The following is a 1,536-nucleotide window of genomic DNA, read 5'->3' as shown; positions in this document are numbered from 1 at the left end:
CGAAGCGCTTCAGCATTACTGGTTCCCACGGTAACATCGGCTCCAGGCCCCACAGTTACTTTCAAAACGGCGTGGTCTCTCCGATCACCAAAGGTGCATAAGTCACGTCCACTCACCGAGAACTCGGCTTGCCAGGCTTGCTCTTCGACAAAGTCATACCAAAGGACTCTGTAATCCATCCGGTCAGTAAAGCGATGCGCATAGCTTGCCGGACCGTTTTCATTGCGCCCGGTGACAGATGCCCGCGCCATCATCCGACGATCATTAATGATCAGTTGTTTTACGGAGGGGGTGACGGCATGCGACTGAAACCTAAGGCTCAATGATCCGGGTCGATCCAGCAGCCATAGCCAGATAAGGACTACCCCTGCGGGCAATGCGACTGACAGAAGGATGCGGCGGCGGAGAGATAGCTGAAGAAACCGTTTGGTTATCGACATCCATTGCCTCCGATCATAGGTTTCCTACCAGACTGTGCGTTGTGCATATTTACTGTGACAAGAACTTGAGCTTCTTTTGATGTCATCATAATGCTCCTTTTATGGTGAACAACGAGATACGGGTTGACCATCGCGTGTAATAACACGTTCACGGGCACTGACAGCACTATCGATGTGATACTGGAATTCAGTGGTTGCTCGATGAATCATAAACTGCACCTCTGGGTCATCAACGGGAACCGGTTGGGCGCAGATTTCATGCAGGATGGGTAATGCATTATGCTCTGGGATGGGGTTGCCATCTTTATCCCAAAGCTCATCTTGACGTTTTAATCCAATCAACCGCATAGCATCTGGATTTCCGGTGGTTATAGTGACATCGGCTCTAGGTCCCACCTTTACTTGTAAATTAGCATGGTCTCTCCGATCACCAAAGGTGGATAAATCGCGGCCATGCACCGAGAATTCAGCCTGCCAGGCTTGCTTTTCGACAAAGTCATACCAAAGCACTCTGTAATCCATACGGTCAGTAAAACGGTGCGCATAACTCGCCGGGCCGTTTTCATTACGCCCGGTGACAGACGCCCGCGCCATTACACGACGATCATTAATGACCATCTGTTTTACGGAGGGGGTAACGGCATGTGAGCGAAATTCAAGGCTCAATGATCCGGGTCGATCCAGCAGCCATAGCCAGATAAGGACTACCCCTGCAGGCAGTGCGACTGACAGAAGGATGCGGCGGCGGAGTGGTAGCTGAAGAAACCGTTTAGTTATCGACATTCATTGCCTCCGATCATAGGTTTCCTACCAGACTGTGCGTTGTGCGTATTTACTGTGACAAGGACTTGAGCTTCTTTTGATGTCATCGTGATGCTCCTTTTTCAGATAGGCAACGTGGTATATCGCGTTGCCGATGCTCGTAATAGCGTTCGAAAGCTTGAAATGATCTTTGAAGATGATGTTGTTGTTCGGTCTCAGCCCGATGAATCATAAACTGGACCTCTGGGTCATCAACGGGAACTGGTTGGGCGCAGATTTTATGCAGGATGGGATCTGTACTAGCGTGATACTGTGGTAAAAAACGATTATGCTC

Annotated in this window: 3 protein-coding genes; all 3 read right to left on the bottom strand. The window is 49.8% G+C overall.

What is annotated here, in order from left to right; all coding sequences use genetic code 11:
- A partial coding sequence (locus ADINL_RS02175; RefSeq protein ID WP_036543481.1) for a hypothetical protein occupies nucleotides 1-440 on the bottom strand: 440 nt, incomplete at its 3' end.
- 99 nt (nucleotides 441-539) lie between these two features.
- Nucleotides 540-1,223 carry a hypothetical protein gene (locus tag ADINL_RS02170; protein WP_036543479.1) on the bottom strand — a complete coding sequence of 228 codons (684 nt, stop codon included), beginning with the start codon at nucleotides 1,221-1,223 and terminating at the stop codon, nucleotides 540-542.
- An 82-nt stretch (nucleotides 1,224-1,305) separates the two neighbouring features.
- A partial coding sequence (locus tag ADINL_RS16530) for a hypothetical protein (protein ID WP_204368186.1) occupies nucleotides 1,306-1,536 on the bottom strand: 231 nt, incomplete at its 5' end.

The sequence above is a fragment of the Nitrincola lacisaponensis genome (assembly GCF_000691225.1).
Classification (GTDB): Bacteria; Pseudomonadota; Gammaproteobacteria; order Pseudomonadales; family Balneatricaceae; genus Nitrincola; species Nitrincola lacisaponensis.
This window is presented reverse-complemented; position numbering and strand designations above follow the sequence as displayed.